Below are 15,510 nucleotides of genomic sequence, written 5' to 3' on the forward strand. Positions count from 1 at the left end.
GCTGACAAGAACTACTGTGCCGGGGCTGGATCAAGAACTAATCCTGCAAACCCGCAACAGTTCCTCAGGAAAACCTCCAGACTCATCACAGCCCAAAGCCAGGACCCAGAGCATCCTCCCCGACCACATGGAAGAGTTCTTGTCAGAGTGACGATAACTCTGGTACGGTATTTATTATTAGGTTGATAATAAAGAACGGAAGAACGATGATGATGGCACTGCTTGACTGGATGAATTCCGCAGCAATCCCCAACCTCTTCGGCAGTCCTGTGAGCTGGATCGAAGTCATCGGCTTCGTCACCGGTGCTGCCTGTGTTTATGGCGTGGCCCGGCAGAAGCTTTGGAACTGGCCAGTCGGCATCCTGAACAATCTTGCGTTTATCGTTCTGTTTCTCGGAGCCGGCCTTTATGGCGAAACCGTTCTGCAAGTGATCTTCGCGGCTGTTGCCGTTTATGGCTGGTACAACTGGGTGCGCGGAAACGCCGATACCGAGAACAAGAATGACCTGCGGATCCGCGATGCCGCCGGCAAGGAGCTCCTCCTTGGGGTGGGTGCCACGGTGGCCGGTACTGCAGCTGTGGCGCTGGTGCTTACCCACGGAACCGATTCCCAGGTTCCTTGGCCGGACGCTTTCGTGCTGACCGCCTCACTCGTAGCAACATACGGGCAAGCCAAGAAGATCTTCCAACACTGGTATGTATGGATTCTCATCGATGTGGTCTCCATCCCGCTCTACTTCAGCCGCGGTCTGGCACTGACAGCGATCCTCTATCTCGGATTCCTGACCCTCTGCATCTACGGACTGATCGACTGGAAACGTGCCCGCAGCACTGAAACACCGGTTATCCCCGAAGCTCTCAAGACAGGAGCATGACATGTACAAGCAGGCCCTGGTCATCGGTAAGTTCTACCCGCCGCACGTAGGCCACGCCCACCTGATCACCACTGCCGCAGCGCAGGCCGAAAAGGTCGCTGTCCTGGTACTGGGCACCCGCTTTGAGTCCATCAGCGTTGAAGACCGTGCCACGTGGCTTGCCGAAGAGTTTGATGGCGTCGGCGGCGTGGAGGTCATCGGTATGCGCAACGACTGCCCTGAGGATTACTACTCGGACGAAATCTGGAAGGCCCAGACCGAGCTGATGCGTCTGGCGCTGAAGTCCCACGGCGTAACCTCCATTGATGCCGTGTTCAGCTCGGAAGAATACGGCATCCAATTGGCCGAGGCCTTTGACGCTGAACACGTCCTGGTGGACCTGGCCCGGACCACCTACCCGATCAGTGGCACTGTATGCCGTGATGACCTTGGGGCGGCCTGGTCCTGCATCATCACACCCGCCCGCCAGGAGATGGCAACGCGCATCATTGTGGTTGGCGCCGAGTCCACGGGCACCACCACACTGGCCAAGGCGCTGACCGAGCATTACCGGCCGCGCTTCCCCCGGCTCACGGAAGTCCCAGAATTTGGCCGCGAATACACCTACACGAAGTTCGACGAACTGCGCGCCCGGACCCCGGACGCGGAACTTCAGAACATGGTGTGGACAGCGCAGGACTTCGGCCTGATTGGCGCGCGACAGACCGATATGGAAAATGCGGCAGCTGACGCCTGTCCCTTGGTGATTGCAGACACCGACGCACTGGCGACCACGCTCTGGGAGCGGTTCTACTTGGGGGAAGGAAGTTTCGGTTCGTACCACGCTGCCGACGTTCTGCCTCGGCGTGATGTGTACCTGGTCACCGATCACGAGGGTGTGGAGTTCGAAGACGATGGGTGGCGTGAAGGCGAACACCGGCGTGCAGAAATGACTGAGTGGTTTAAAGAGACCCTGACTGAGGAAGGGCACTCGTGGATATTGGTCACGGGCGACCACGAACGGCGCATGAAAACCGCCGTCGAGATTATTGACCTGATCCTTGCCCAACGGAGCAGCCTTACTTCTCCGCCCTGGGCGACCAGGACCGTTCTGGAAGGAGTAGGGGCATGACACCCGAAACGGATTCCGCCGGGAAATTTCTGGAAAGCTACAACCCCCGGGACTATCCCTCCGTAGCACTGACGGTGGACCTGGTGGTCTTTGCCGTCGCCCGAGGGGTGCTGAAAGTCGCTTTGGTCCGGCGGGGAGAGCACCCTTTCAAGGATGTGCTTGCCCTGCCAGGAGGCTTTGTCGGCGCAGAGGAATCAGCCGGAAAAGCAGCAGAGCGCGAACTCGCTGAAGAGACAGGTCTGGACCTCGGAAGACTGCCGGTCCATATCGAGCAGCTGGCTACCTACACGAGTCCGGATCGGGATCCCCGGATGCGCGTTGTCTCGGTGGCCCATCTGGCGCTCTTGGCTTCCAGCGGGACCTCGCTGCCAATGATCGCCGCCGGGTCCGATGCTGCCTCTGCTGGCTGGTATGCCGTCCATGACATTCTCAGAAGCGACGGGCTGGCCTTTGATCACGCCGTTATCCTGGACGACGGCTTGGCGCGGCTGGCAGGAAAAATGGAATACACCACCGTCGCTGCCCGACTTCTGCCGGAGGAGTTCACGCTGACTCAGCTTCGCACCGTCTATGACGCCGTGTGGGAAACAACGCTGGCCGCTGGTAACTTCACCCGCAAGATGATGCCTCAGTTGAATGACACCGGCCGGAAGACCCGCGGTTCAACCGGCGGTGCCCCGGCCGCGCTGTTCACCGCCACGGACCGGCACATCCATCCGCCGCTCAAACGCTTCCCCACGGCTCCCGTCCAACCACGCCGATCGTGAGCTGATTTGCACGCCAACGGGGTCGGGTTACTGACTGAAAGCGCCTACTTGGCGCTTTCCTTTCCCCGTTTTACCCTCCGGACAACGAGCCACGCAATGAAGGCGGCAAGCCCTGCGTATACGGCGTAGTTGAGGAACCGTGAGTACTGGTCAACCAAGTGGTATTGCTTGCCGAGCAACGCGCCCAAGCCGATGAGCAGCGCGTTCCATACTCCGGTGCCGGCGATGGTGAAGATGCTGAAGGTCATCAGGTTCATGCGTTCGGCGCCCGCCGGGAGGGAGATGAGACTGCGCACCCCGGGCAAAAGCCTGCCGAAGAAGATCGCGGACTTACCGTGGCGTTCGAACCAATCGGCGGCTTTCTCGAAATCTTCCCGATCAACCAGTGGAAGTTTCGACAGCAAGTGGATGGAGCGCTTAAGCCCTACTTTGTACCCCAACCAGTACAACAGCAGCGCTCCCACATAGGCGCCGAGAGTGCTGGTAAGGAACACCAGGAGCAGGTTGATGCTGCCCTGCTGGGTGAGGAAACCTGCCAGGGGGAGGATGACCTCGCTGGGAATCGGCGGGAATACCGTCTCCAGAAGGGTCAGCAGGCCCACACCCCATTCGCCGAGGGCCTCGATTACTTGAGCGGCGACACCGACGATCCCGGTCAGCTCGTCGGTGGAACCACCCGTTTCCAGAGAGCCGATCAAAGCGATGTCCTTCCCAAGAGCTGACAGGTTCACAAGGGAAGCCCAGTGATGGGGGACCACTGGGCTTCCACCCTCAACGCTATTCCCATGAGCGCCTGTGGGCAATGAGCAGTTCTTTGTACAGGATTGCTAAGCCGGTGAATGCACTGCTACGGACGCCCGCTCAACCGGCGGACAGGCGATCTTCACAGCGGACTCAAGGGGAGCAGCATCCAGGCCCAGGAGCATGCGTACGCCGGCTGCGCCCAGTTCGTAATGAGGCAGTGACACTGTGGAGAGCGGCGGGCGCAGGTGGGCAGCGATGACTTCCTGGTTGTCGAAACCCACCACGGCAATGTCCTCCGGGATGGACAGCCCGTTTTCCCGCAGCCCATCGTAAAGTCCCATGGCCATACGGTCGTTGTAGCAGTACACGGCACTCACCCCAAGCGTGAGCAGGCTTTCCGTGGCCCCGTAGCCGCCTTCCTGATCAGGGTAGGCCTCCAGCACCAACGCCGGATCAAAGGGAATTCCGGCGGCATCGAGCGCGTCTTTGTATCCCTGGAGCCGGCCATCCCTGGCCGGTGCAGGGGTGGTGGCGTTGATGAACGCGATGCGACGGTGGCCACCGCGGAGCAGGATCTCGGTTGCCGATTGTCCGCCTTGGGTCTCGTCGGGGACCACAGCGCGGGCTGCTCCGGCTTCTGGTGAAAAACAGTTGACCAGGACGAAGTCCGATTCCCGCAGGGTTTCGGGGATGTCCGTGGGGCGGTGGAACCAGGTGGAGTACAGGATGCCGCGTACTTTGTATTCCAGCATCATGGCGATCGCGTCTTTTTCGAGCTCCTGGTTGCCTTCGGTATTCGCGATCAACAGGGCATAACCATGCTTCCAGGCTTCGTCTTGAGCGCCGTGAATGATTTGGCCGGCGAACGGTGTGGTGGCTACGCCGTCGGCAACCAGTCCGATGAACTTGGACGTGCCACTCACCAACGTTTTGGCCATGGCGTTGGGACGGTATCCCAATTGGGTGATCGCTTCGGTGACGCGTTGGCGGGTTTCGTCGGCGATCCGCGCGTTCTTCTTCTTGTTGATCACCAGCGAGACCGTGGCAGTGGACACCCCGGCCAGTTCAGCCACTTCGCGGAGGGTCACCGGATGGGCGCGGCCTGTTCTGGCAGGAACGGCGGGGGTGGCCGCGTTGCCTGACTCTCTCTCCTGCGAAATCATCTGTCCTCCATCAGGAGTATAACCGTCGGGCATAGCGGTCATCCCTTGTTCGCTCCGCTCTCAAGGCCTTGGATCATGGCCTTGTTGAGGACCAGGAAGACCAGCAGCAGCGGTGTGATGGTCACGCAGACGGCGGCGAAGGTGGCCGTCCAGTCCACCTTGCCCATGGCGCCGATGTAGTTCTGCAAGCCCAGGGGGATGGTCTTGAGGTCCTCGGAGAGAACAAAGGTGTTGGCGAAGATGAAGTCATTCCAGATGAAGATGCTGTTGACCAGCACCACGGTGACCACGGTGTTGAGGGAGAGCGGCAGCGTGATCAGCCCGAAGATCCGGTACGGTCCGGCCCCGTCCAGGGATGCTGCCTCGTAGGTTTCGCGCGGAATGTACTCGAAGAAGGACGAGAAAAGGTAGATGGACATCGGCAGGGCGAAGCCAGCCAGTGGGATGATCATCGACTGGTAAGTGTCCAGCAGGTTCACGGCGGAGTAGTCGATGAACAGCGGGACCAGCGCGATTTGGACGGGAACAATGATGCCGATGAGGAACAAGCCCCGGACGAACTTGCTGAGGCGGAAGCCAAGGACCTGGATGGCGTAAGCGGCCATCATGCCGAACAGGACAATCAGAATGTTGGCGCCCATGGTGACGATGAAACTGTTCAGGATGTTCCGTCCCAGGTCGCCGGTTTCAAAGGCGCGGGCATAGTTTTCCCACGTCAACGAGCTGGGAAGCCCGAACGGATCACCGCTGGCAAAGTCGTTTTCGGTCCGCAGGCTGGTCACGAACAGCCAGGCGAGCGGGTACACCTGGACGATTACGATGAGCAGGATCAGGACCCTCGAGAGTGTCCGGTACAAGCTGGGCTTCCGACGCCGGCGCTGGGGGACGGGGGAAGGAACCCTGGCGCGGGTCGGCTGAGCCGGGGCTGTCTGGGTGATCATGAATCTGCCTTCCGCTTGAGCATGAACAAGATGAGGCCGACGGCGACAAGGCACTCGATCACGATGAAGACGGCGATGGTACTTGCGTAGCCAAAATCCGTGCTGGTGAAGGCTGTCTTGTACATGTAGGTGGTGAGGAGCTCGGAGGATTGTCCCGGGCCGCCGTTGGTCATGAGGTACGGGATATCAAAACCGCGCAGGCCGTAGGTCGTGGCCATGATGGTGGTGGTAATCCACACGGGCCGGATGTAAGGGAAGCGGATCTTGGTGAAGAGCGTCCACTTCGATGCGCCGTCCAGGACCGCGGCTTCTTCGAGTTCCTTGGGTACGGCGATCAAGGCCGCGTAAATGATGAGCATGTACAGCCCGGTGAACCGCCACCCTTCAGGGGCGGAGACCGCGGCCAGCACTGTGGTGACGTCGGACAACCAGGCACGCTCCAAGGAACCCAGTCCTATCCAGTGCAGCAGCTGGTTCAGCAGGCCGACAGGGTCAATGGAGTAGATACGGACAAAAAGGAACGCAATGGCGACCGTGGAGATCACGGCGGGCAGCAAGTACAGGGTCTTGATCAGTTCACGCCCCCTGCGCAGGGACGTGAGCAGGCTGGCGACAACCAGGGCACCGCCCAGCTGCAGGACCAGGCAGATGGCCAGGTAGACCAGGGCGTTGAAGAAGGAACGCCAGAAGATGTCGTCAGCCGTGAGCATTCGGACGTAGTTGGCCAGCCCGACGAACTCCATGTCACTGATGCCATTCCAGGAGAAGAAGCTTAGGAACAGGGACTGAAGGATGGGGAAGAGGACTGCTGCGCAGTAGAGCAGCAGTGGTGGGAGCAGGAAAACCAGGACTGAGGTCCTTGACCTGTTGGGAAGCATGGTGGGCCTTTCGGGCGGGGGCCTTACCGGCCCCCGCCGTTTCGGTTTACTTGAAGAACTTGGGCGCGTTCTGCTTGATGGCGTCGTCCATGGTCTTGGTGAATTGTTCGGGCGTGATGTTGCCCTGGACCAGGAGGACCAGCTCTTGCTGCAGACGGCCGTTGGTGGTGGGGTCCAGTTGGGTGTCCCACGGCATGGCCTGCTTTTCCCCGAGGGCGTTGGCCGTTTCGAGGGCCTTTTTGTACAGCGGCGTAGCGTTCGCGGGGACGGTGGTTTCCACGGTGGTGGTGGGGGAGAGCGCCCCGGTGGCAGCGTATTCAGCCGGGTACTTCTCCAGGGCGAACTTCAGGAAATCGCTGACCAGGGGATCGTACGTCTTCGAGTTCACGGCCATGCCGATGCCGGACGGTGAAACGAACTCGTTGGCCGCTGTCACGGAACCCGGTGTCGTGGGAAGGGTGAAGAAGTCGACGTCATCCCGGACGTCAGGGTTGAGTTTGTCCGTGGCGAGGCTGGGCAGTTCCCACGTGCCGATGTTGTACATCGCGGCTTGGCCGGAGGTGAACTGGTTCTGGGCATCGGAGTAGCCCTGCGCAGAGAATCCTTCCTGGAAGCACTTGGCCTTGCCGAGTTCGGCCATCCATTGAACAGTCTTCTGACCCGCGGGATCGCTGAACGCAGCTTCGCCCTTCTTGAGTTTCTGGACGAAGTCGGGCCCGGCAGCCCGGAACGGCTGGTAGGCGACATAGCGTTCCAGCGGCCACTGGTCCTGCCCGTCGATTGCGATCGGCGTGATTCCTGCGTTGCGCAAAGCCGTGCACATCGCTGGGATGTCGTCCAAGGACTGAGGGACAGCCACGCCCGCTTTTTGGAGCAGGGCCTTGTTGTACCAGATGAATTCCAGCTCGAACTGGAACGGGATCATGTAGAGGGATCCGTCATCGAAGCGCTGGTAGTCCAAGGCTCCGGGCCGGTAGTCGTCGTAGAGGTCCAGCGACTTCAGCAGTTTGTCGGCCTCCACCATTTTGCCCTGCTTGGCCAGCTGCTGCGCGAATGGGGTGGCGTCCGTGTCAAACAGCTCGGGGAGCTTGTTGGCCGCAGCCAGGGTTTCGAGCTTCTGGATGTAGGAGGGCCGGTCCGGGGTGGTGATGAGGTTCAGTGCAAACCCCGGGTGGTCCTTGGCGTAGTCGTCGGCGAGCTTCTTCATGATATTGATGACGGCGCCATCGGCAGGCCTGGAGAGGAGCCACGAGATTTCGCGGGGCTTGATCTCCCCGGTGGGGCTGACGTTGGAGGGGTCTGTAGCAGCTCCTCCGCCGCCACAGGCTGTCAAGGCCAACGCGGCGACGGCTGCGACGGCAGCAGCACGGAGTAGTTTCTTCATTGCGGCAATCTCCCTTGATTGGAACAGAGGTTGGGGTGGGATGTTCAGTTGTCGATGCGCTGTCGTATCTCAAGTTCGGTGACAGTGACGGTTCCTTCGCCGGCAAAGACGCCGATCCTGCCGGTTGTGAGGTCGTACATCCTGGCGCTGAGCGCCACTTGACGGTCGACGACGGCCACGCAAGTGTCGCCGTCGACGATGACCTCAAGCGTGTGCACGCCGGGGGTGAGGTCACAGGGCCGCTCAAGTTCGACGTCGAACGGCACGTCACCGGAGACGTGCCACTGGGCATCTCCGGTGATGGCGCGCGGCCAGCGGTCGAAGACGAGCCGGCCACGCTTGGGTTCCAGACGGAGGACGTAGGAACGGTCGCCGTCGGCGCTTGAGCGGAGCAGCAACCCGCACTCGGTGGTGTTCGGAGCTATGTCCAGGACCACCTTTGCGTAAAATTGCTGCGGCAACTCCTCATCGGACAGCAAAGCCGTGTACCCGTCCGGCACATCGACCCGGGCAGGCAACGCACTGGCCAAGGACACCGGGACGTCATCCCAGAAGCTCTCTACCAGCTCGTCCGCGAAGGAGAATGCCAAGGTTCCGTCCGGGTTTTGGCGGGCTTCCAGCACCGACATGGTGCCGGCCCACTGCCATGGCCCATGATCGGTGTTGCCTTCCTTGGTGGCGATCCAGCCAAAGAAGAACCGGCGACCGTCGCGTTCTGCGGACTTTGAGGCGTAAAAGGCGCGGCCGTCGATGCTGTCCAGGTGCGGCACAGTCCACGGGCCGTCGGGGCTCTTGGCCATGCGGTAGCGGGTGGTGAACGATTCCGAGAACTCGGAGTACACCATGTACCACCAGTCACCCCAAACGAACACATCCGGGCATTCGTGGGTGATGTACCGGCGCGGGTCCCAGAACGGATCGGTGTACTGCCAGGCCATCAGGTCAGTGGACACACACTGGGCTATGACGCCGCGGCGGCGTTCCGGACCGGTGGAGTGCCGGGCTGCCAGCAGCATCCTCCACTGCTTCTTGTCGTCATCCCACAACACGAAGGGATCGCGCCAGTCTCCGGACTCATAGCCGTCCGGAGCGCCGAAAGTCAGTTCCGGATGTTTTTGCCAGGTCCGCATGCCATCGGTACTGGTGGCGTGCATGACCAACTGGAGGGGCGCGCCGTCGGCCCCGAGGTTCCGGGGGTTTTGTCCGGTGTAGAAGAGGTGGTGGACACCGGACCCGTCCGCCACGACGCTGCCGGTGTAGGCGTTGAAGTCCATGTCGCTTTCGCTGCCATGGTGCAGGGAGACGCCATGGTTCTCAAACTGGGTGAGGTCCTTGGTGGTGACGAGGTTCCATGATGTTCCGGGTTTTGGGTCTGAGCGGTCTTCGTGAAGGTAGAAGAGCCAGAACTCCCCGTCCTTCTCGTAGGGGATAAGGTCCCCAACCCATCCGTCGGCGGGTTGGAAGAAGACTGGGCGTTTCATCTGCGCTGATGTCCATTCTGCTAAAGCGTTTGATCACTCGTAAGCTAGCGTGAAAACTCCCGTCGATCAAGCGTTTTAGCAATTTTTGTTTTCCACCAAAATTGTGGTGCTAAAACGCTTGACCGTCGAAGCGGCCGCCACTAATGTCCTGCGTAGCCGATGACTCACCGGGCCGCTCGATGCTGAGCCGTCCGAACCCGGCCATGAGTACCAATCCAGCTCTCCATCTCACGCGCAGTACCAGGCTGCCCGGGACTTTCCCGACGGCCGCGCACGTTCATCACCATGACGTTTGGCAGGCCGTCGCGCCCGCCAAGCACTGAGAGGAAACACATCAATGACGTATGACATCTCTCGCCGCACTGCCCTGCAAGGTGCAGGAGTTGGTGCGCTGGCACTGTTCATGAGCAGCGCCGTCCCCGTGGCAGCCCACGCCCAGACATCCCTCCGGGCGATTTACCACATGACGCCGCCCACGGGCTGGCTGTGTGATCCGCAACGTCCCGTTCATACCAACGGCGCCTACCAGCTCTACTACCTTCACTCAGGCCAGAACAACGGACCGGGCGGATGGGACCATGCCACCACCTCCGACGGAGTGTCGTACACCCACCATGGAGTGGTGATGCCACTGCAGCCGGACTTCCCCGTCTGGTCGGGATCGGCCGTAGTGGACACCGCCAACACCGCCGGCTTCGGTGCCGGCGCAGTTGTCGCGCTCGCCACCCAGCCCACGGACGGCATCCGCAAATTCCAGGAACAGTACCTTTACTGGTCTACGGATGGCGGCTTCACCTTTACCGCATTGCCTGACGCGGTCATTGTGAACACTGATGGACGGACGGCCACCACCCCCGCCGAGGTGGAGAACGCAGAATGGTTCCGCGACCCCAAGATCCATTGGGACGCGACGCGCAACGAATGGGTCTGTGTCATCGGCAGGGCCCGCTACGCTGCCTTCTACACCTCTCCCAACCTGCGTGATTGGCAATGGAAGTCCAACTTCGACTTCCCCAACCACGCCCTTGGTGGCATCGAATGCCCGGATCTGTTCGAGATGACCGCCGGAGACGGAACCCGGCATTGGGTGTTCGGCGCGAGCATGGACGCCTACAGCATTGGATTGCCGATGACTTTTGCCTACTGGACAGGTTCATGGAACGGCACAGCGTTCATCGCGGACAACCTCACACCGCAGTGGCTTGACTGGGGATGGGACTGGTACGCCGCCGTAACCTGGCCGGCCGTGGAAGCACCTGAGACGAAGCGACTTGCCACCGCATGGATGAACAATTGGAAATACGCAGCCCGCGACGTACCCACAGACGCATCCGATGGTTACAACGGACAAAATTCCATCACGCGCGAGCTCAGGCTTGAGCGCCAACCGGGTGGCTGGTACACCTTGCTCAGCACGCCCGTTCCGGCGCTTTCGAACTATGCCACGTCCAGCACCACACTGCCGGACCGCACGGTCAACGGCAGTTTCATACTGCCGTGGAGCGGGCGCGCGTATGAGGTGGAGCTCGATATCTCTTGGGACACCGCCGCGAACGTTGGAGTGTCGGTGGGCCGCTCGTCGAATGGCAGCCGTCATACGAACATCGGCAAATACGGCGACGAACTGTACGTCGATCGCGCACCATCGGACCAAAGCGGCTATGCGCTGGCACCGTACACCCGCGCCGCGGCGCCAATTGACGCCAATGCCAGATCCGTCCACCTGCGTATCTTTGTCGACACCCAAAGTGTTGAGGTTTTTGTGAATTCCGGGCACTCGGTGATTTCGCAGCAGGTGCATTTCGCGGTCGGGGACACGGGGATCTCCCTCTATGCTGACGGCGGTCCGGCAAACTTCACCGGAATCACCATCCGCGAGTTCGGGACCCCCATCTAAGGCTGCGCTCCAAGGTTGGAAAGAACGACGGCGACACTAAAGCGGGCGGCAGCGTCGCCGTCGTTCTTCCGGTCCGGTGGATGGTCTCAGCCTTGACAACCCGCAGGCACCCACGACACTGATGTCATGTATAGGAATTGCCGGGTCTCGGCCCAGTTTTCGATGTCCCTGGACGGCTTCATCGCCCGCGTGGATGACACCGTGGGGCCCTTGTTCGATTGGTACGAGGCCGGGGACGTTGAGACCTGGATGCCGGGACATCCCGTTCCGTTCCACCTGAGTGAAGCCGATGCTGCGTACTGGAACTCACTTCCGCGTGAGGGGGCGTTCATCTCAGGCCGAAGGCTGTTCGACATCACCAAGGGGTGGGGAGGCCATCCGCCCAATGAATCGCCCACCGTGGTGTTGACGCACCGCGAACCCCCAGTGGATTGGCCGCCCACCAGACGGGACGGCCAGCCCGTGCCCTTCGAGTTTGCCGGGGACCTGGAAACGGCGCTGGAGCGGGCCGCCGTTCACGCCGCCGGCGGAGAAATCGGAGTTGCCGGGGCAGACGTCGTGCAGCAGTGTCTAGGGCGCGGCGTGGTGGATGAGCTCCGTGTGGACCTGGTGCCGGTGCTGCTCGGAAGTGGTATCCCGTGGTTTGGAGCAGTGGATGGCGACCTCCTGTTTAATGAGCCCGTAATTGTGCCGGGCACCCGGGTGACCCACCTGGTCTACCGGGCCCGCCGATAGGGACAAGGCAACAGGGCGTTATCCACAGCGGGTCAAGCAGCGGACGACGTCCGGTCCCCGCCTCCGCTAGGCTGGACACCTCGGCTGATGCAAGTGGCCGCAGGAACCTCTATGCGGAGCCACCCTACGAAATGTCTGTTGACCTTGCCCTGAGCGCCCTCGCGGCGTCCTCTTTTTCCCTTCCTGAACTGCGTGATGGCCAACTCGCAGGTATGAGCGCCCTTGCTGAGGGCCGTGATGTCCTGGCTGTCATGCCCACCGGGTACGGCAAATCCGCAACCTATCAAGTGGCGGCACAGTACCTTTACCAGCAGACTGGACGGCCCGCCGTCGTGGTGTCGCCTCTCATTGCCCTGCAGGAGGACCAGCTTGACGGGCTCACGGAGGACCTGGGCCACCATGCCGCCGTCGCCATCAACTCTTCCCGCAGCGATTCCGAAGTGGAGGCCGCCTGGCAGGCGGCCGAATCCGGCAAGGCCACCTTCTTGTTTCTCGCTCCGGAGCAACTGGCCAAGCAGGCGACCGTAGAACGGATCGCCGCGCTGGACATCACCATGTTCGTGGTGGACGAGGCCCATTGTGTGTCCTCCTGGGGCCATGACTTCCGCCCCGATTACCTCGACTTGGGCACCGTCCGCGAACAGTTGGGCAACCCACCTGTGGTGGCGCTGACTGCCACCGCCTCCCCGCCGGTGCGCGACGAAATCGTGGAACGGCTGGGAATGAAGGCCCCCTTGGTCCTGATCCGCGGCTTCGACCGGCCAAACATCAGCCTCACAGTGGTCCGGCACCAGGAAGACAAAGCCAAGCGGGAAGCCGTGCTGGACCACGTTGCCTCCCTGGCCGCGGCGAAAGGGATGGGATTGCTGTACGTTGCCACCCGCAAGGACAGCGAAAAGTATGCAGCCAAACTGACAGATGCCGGACTTCGTGCGGAGGCGTATCACGCGGGCAGATCGGATACTGACCGTGAGACCATCCACGAGTCGTTCATGGATGATCAAGTGGATGTAGTAGTGGCCACGACGGCGTTCGGCATGGGCATCGACAAGCCCAATGTGCGGTTTGTGGTGCATGCCGACATTCCGGCGTCATTGGACTCGTACTACCAGGAGGTTGGCCGGGCCGGCCGGGATGGCGCGCCCGCCGAGGCGATCCTGCATTACCGGGCGGAGGACCTGGGGCTGCGTAAGTTCTTCAGCACCCATTCCCCGGACCCCGATGCACTCACAGCGGTGCTGAAAGTCATCAAGAATGCCGGCGCTCCTGCCCCGAAGACCGCATTGGTGGAACTCACGGGCTTCCCCGCGCGGCGGATCACCGCACTGGTGAACCAGTTGGAAGAAGTGGATGCCGTCAGCACGGGGAAGCGTGGAACGCGGCTTGAATCGAAAGCCAGGCTGTCCACCCTGGTGGGCCGCGCCGTCGAACGTGCTGAGGCCCGGCAACGAGTGGAACAGTCGCGGCTCACCATGATGCGCGCCTACGCGGAGACGGACAGTTGCCGCCGCCAGTTCCTGTTGGGCTACTTCGGTGAGGACCTGCCGGAGCCTTGCGGCAACTGCGACTCGTGCGCTGACGGGCACGACGACGGCAGGCTGGACCGGGCGCCCGTCTCCGACGCGGAGGAGACGTTTCCTTTGCAATCCACGGTGGCGCATAAGGAATGGGGGCAGGGCTTGGTGATGCGCCACGAGGATGACGTCATCACTGTCCTCTTCGAGCAGGAGGGCTATAAAACCCTGTCCCGTTCCGCCGTCGTCGAGCATGAATTGTTGAAGCCTGCCTAGGTGCCTGCGGCAGCCGCCGGCCGGCTGCCGCAGGGCTGGAGCTCAGGTGTTCAGCTCCAGCATCAGGGCCGGCAGTTCGTCGGCCAGCTCGCGTGCCAGGAAACCCAACGGGCCGAGCTTGCTGGCCAAACGGTCAGCCGCCGCTGCGTGAAGGTGGGTTCCCCAACAGGCGGCCTGCGCATCACTGGTTCCCCGTGCCCGCAAACCGGCTACGGCGCCAGCGAGAACGTCACCGCTGCCGGACGTCCCCAGTCCGCCGTACCCGGTGGTGATCTTCCATAACTTCCCACCTGCGCCCGACGGCCCGGCAATAATGCCCTGGCAGCTCACCACTGCATCAAACCGGTCTGCCACAGCGGCAACATCGCGTTCGAGGTCTTCCACGTCCCGGCCCAGCAATATCCCGGTCTCCGTCGGATTGGGCGTCAGGATCAGCCTTCCCCGCCACGGTTCGAGCTCCTCCTCGATCCTGCCCAGCACTCCCAGGGCAAAAGCATCAAGAACGACGGCGGGACCTCCCGCGGTGCCGCCGCCGTCGTCGGACTGTTCCTGCTCCAGTAACGCCCGCAGCAGTGCCTCAGCGAGGTCGAGGTCGTCCAGGCCGGGCCCAATGAGGAGGGCGTCCGCCTTCTCCAGGTCGCCGGCGATGCGCTCCAAGCCTTCTCCGGTCACTGAGCCGTTGGGGTTTTCGGGCAGGCCAACAGATCCGCATTCAGGCAAGGCCACGCCAATCTGCACCGCAGCGGACTCGGCGACTGCCAGGGTGATTTTCCCGGCCCCGGCACGGAGCGCCGCAGTGCCGGCCAGCAGCGCCGCGCCGGGCGTAGTCCGGGCCCCTCCGATCACCAGCACTGCTCCCCGCGAGTACTTGTCCTCGCCCGGTGCCGGCAACGGCCAGTCACGCAGCAGCGAGGGCGTCACCAGGATGGCGGCACTGGATTCACTGCGGGTGGACACTGGCGTCTCCTGCATGTTCTGTCACTGCCACTCCCTGCTCGGCCAGATGGTCAGCCACATTGAAGCTCTCCAGTTCCCACGGGCCTGAGCCGGTGGGACGTACGTAACGGGTGATCGACGCATTCAGCACCGACGTGGTCGCGGCCAGGTCCAGGATTTCGTCCTCGGACATCCCTTCCAGGACGTAACGGACCAGCAGGATGACGGCATCGTGGCAGACCAGCATCACGCGGTGCCCTGTTCCCAGGGTGTTGAGCTCATCCAGGATCGAACGCAGGCGGAGTGCGACGTCAGCCCACGACTCCCCGCCGGGCGGGCGGTAGTACAGCTTGCCCAGCCAAAGCCGCCGCTCGGCTTCGTCGGGGTACCTCGTCTCGACGCCCAAGCGCGTCAGCCGGTCCAAAATACCCAGTTCCCGGTCCCTGAGGCGTTCATCGGTGAGTACCTTGACAGGCCAGCCGGCGGTCTCCACAGCGATTTCCGCTGTCTGTCTGGCACGGGCATAGGGGGAGGAAACCACAGCATCGGGCCGGAGCTCTTCGGCCATCCGGGCGAGCGCCGTTCCCAGTGCTTTCGCCTGCTCCCGGCCCGTGCCGGATAAGTTCACGTCGGGATCCCTGGCAGGAACCTGGATAACCTCCGCTCCAGCCAAGCGTGCCTCCGTCGCGGCCACGTTTCCTTCGCTTTCACCGTGCCGGATCAGCAGCAACTCCACGGCACCGGCCTCCTGGACTGCGTCCGTCAGTCCGTCCTCGTTCACAAAGATCACTCCTCCGCGTGTGTTGCC

At 61.9% G+C, this 15,510-nt stretch carries 14 protein-coding genes; 6 read left to right on the forward strand and 8 right to left on the reverse strand.

The window, feature by feature from the left end; genetic code table 11:
* Window positions 1-230: 230 nt before the first annotated feature.
* The 3 genes from pnuC to WBN73_RS19555 are packed head-to-tail and all read left to right on the forward strand — an operon-like array spanning window position 231 to window position 2,753.
* Window positions 231-875, forward strand: coding sequence for a nicotinamide riboside transporter PnuC (gene pnuC / locus WBN73_RS19545; RefSeq protein WP_242703535.1), 645 nt, complete (start codon window positions 231-233; stop codon window positions 873-875).
* A gap of 1 nt (window position 876) precedes the next feature.
* On the forward strand, window positions 877-1,986 hold the full coding sequence (locus WBN73_RS19550; protein ID WP_337341082.1) for an AAA family ATPase: 1,110 nt from the start codon (window positions 877-879) through the stop codon (window positions 1,984-1,986).
* A complete protein-coding gene (locus WBN73_RS19555; RefSeq protein ID WP_337341083.1) occupies window positions 1,983-2,753 on the forward strand; it encodes an NUDIX hydrolase in 771 nt (256 codons plus the stop codon). Before WBN73_RS19550 ends, WBN73_RS19555 begins: the two co-directional genes overlap by 4 nt.
* 44 nt (window positions 2,754-2,797) lie before the next feature.
* Here WBN73_RS19555 and WBN73_RS19560 read toward each other — a convergent pair whose 3' ends face one another.
* The 6 genes from WBN73_RS19560 to WBN73_RS19585 all read right to left on the reverse strand — a co-directional run bounded on the left by WBN73_RS19560 (window position 2,798) and on the right by WBN73_RS19585 (window position 9,344).
* Window positions 2,798-3,478 (reverse strand): DedA family protein, encoded by a 681-nt coding sequence (locus tag WBN73_RS19560; protein WP_242703615.1) that lies wholly within the window; start codon window positions 3,476-3,478, stop codon window positions 2,798-2,800.
* Window positions 3,479-3,580: 102 nt separating this feature from the next.
* Window positions 3,581-4,660, reverse strand: coding sequence for a LacI family DNA-binding transcriptional regulator (locus WBN73_RS19565; protein ID WP_207596439.1), 1,080 nt, complete (start codon window positions 4,658-4,660; stop codon window positions 3,581-3,583).
* Window positions 4,661-4,698: 38 nt separating this feature from the next.
* Entirely contained in the window at window positions 4,699-5,601 is a 903-nt protein-coding gene (locus WBN73_RS19570; RefSeq protein ID WP_207596440.1) for a carbohydrate ABC transporter permease, read from the reverse strand.
* Window positions 5,598-6,479: a carbohydrate ABC transporter permease gene (locus WBN73_RS19575; protein WP_207596442.1), complete on the reverse strand. Its 882-nt coding sequence runs from the start codon at window positions 6,477-6,479 to the stop codon at window positions 5,598-5,600. The genes WBN73_RS19570 and WBN73_RS19575 overlap by 4 nt, the downstream gene beginning before the upstream one ends.
* A gap of 46 nt (window positions 6,480-6,525) precedes the next feature.
* Window positions 6,526-7,863 (reverse strand): ABC transporter substrate-binding protein, encoded by a 1,338-nt coding sequence (locus WBN73_RS19580; protein ID WP_207596447.1) that lies wholly within the window; start codon window positions 7,861-7,863, stop codon window positions 6,526-6,528.
* A 44-nt stretch (window positions 7,864-7,907) separates the two neighbouring features.
* Window positions 7,908-9,344, reverse strand: a complete 1,437-nt coding sequence (locus WBN73_RS19585) for a GH32 C-terminal domain-containing protein (RefSeq protein ID WP_337341084.1) — start codon at window positions 9,342-9,344, stop codon at window positions 7,908-7,910.
* A gap of 337 nt (window positions 9,345-9,681) precedes the next feature.
* On the opposite strand from WBN73_RS19585, the gene WBN73_RS19590 reads away from it, so the two are divergent.
* From WBN73_RS19590 to WBN73_RS19600, 3 genes are all read left to right on the forward strand, one after another.
* Window positions 9,682-11,241, forward strand: a complete 1,560-nt coding sequence (locus tag WBN73_RS19590) for a glycoside hydrolase family 32 protein (protein ID WP_337341085.1) — start codon at window positions 9,682-9,684, stop codon at window positions 11,239-11,241.
* Window positions 11,242-11,367: 126 nt separating this feature from the next.
* Window positions 11,368-11,976 (forward strand): dihydrofolate reductase family protein, encoded by a 609-nt coding sequence (locus WBN73_RS19595; RefSeq protein ID WP_337341086.1) that lies wholly within the window; start codon window positions 11,368-11,370, stop codon window positions 11,974-11,976.
* 131 nt (window positions 11,977-12,107) lie between these two features.
* The gene (locus WBN73_RS19600; RefSeq protein WP_337341087.1) at window positions 12,108-13,766 is read left to right on the forward strand and encodes a RecQ family ATP-dependent DNA helicase; all 1,659 of its coding nucleotides are present in this window, start codon (window positions 12,108-12,110) and stop codon (window positions 13,764-13,766) included.
* 42 nt (window positions 13,767-13,808) lie between these two features.
* Here WBN73_RS19600 and WBN73_RS19605 read toward each other — a convergent pair whose 3' ends face one another.
* On the reverse strand, window positions 13,809-14,723 hold the full coding sequence (locus WBN73_RS19605) for an NAD(P)H-hydrate dehydratase (protein ID WP_207596455.1): 915 nt from the start codon (window positions 14,721-14,723) through the stop codon (window positions 13,809-13,811).
* Window positions 14,707-15,492 (reverse strand): histidine phosphatase family protein, encoded by a 786-nt coding sequence (locus WBN73_RS19610; protein ID WP_207596458.1) that lies wholly within the window; start codon window positions 15,490-15,492, stop codon window positions 14,707-14,709. The genes WBN73_RS19605 and WBN73_RS19610 overlap by 17 nt, the downstream gene beginning before the upstream one ends.
* Between the last annotated feature and the right edge of the window lie 18 nt (window positions 15,493-15,510).

It is taken from the genome of Paenarthrobacter sp. CCNWLY172, from assembly GCF_037402035.1.
In the GTDB taxonomy this organism is placed as follows: Bacteria; Actinomycetota; Actinomycetes; order Actinomycetales; family Micrococcaceae; genus Arthrobacter.